The sequence below is a fragment of the Caballeronia sp. GAWG1-1 genome (assembly GCF_023631465.1).
GTDB lineage: Bacteria > Pseudomonadota > Gammaproteobacteria > Burkholderiales > Burkholderiaceae > Caballeronia.
Genome location: NZ_JALQDB010000129.1, coordinates 1 through 301 on the forward strand (window position 1 = coordinate 1; position 301 = coordinate 301).

The following is a 301-nucleotide window of genomic DNA, read 5'->3' on the forward strand; positions in this document are numbered from 1 at the left end:
GAATAACTGCCGTCCTTGTTGCGCATATTCGTGTTGACCACGCGGCCGGCCTGCGCGTCGTAGTTGTCTGTCCGGAACCCGGCGTCGAGGAGCGATTGTTTTTGCGTCAGTTGCCCGTCCGCATTGTAGTGCTCTATTACGGGCTGACCATTGTTTGGCCTCATGACCTGACGGCTGCCGTCAGGCGCGTATTGAGTGATCACGTCCGGGCTGTCATGCGGAGGGTAGTGCTTGGAGGAAACAATGCGCCCGTTCGGGTCGAAGTGCTGCTCGTAGCCCACCAGGTTCATCGAGTCATATG

At 58.1% G+C, this 301-nt stretch carries 1 protein-coding gene; it reads right to left on the reverse strand.

The genetic code is table 11. The features are described 5' to 3' along the window. Positions 1–301, reverse strand: a 301-nt coding sequence (locus tag NCT03_RS33750; protein WP_250495522.1) for a hypothetical protein, incomplete at both ends; no start/stop codon positions are given.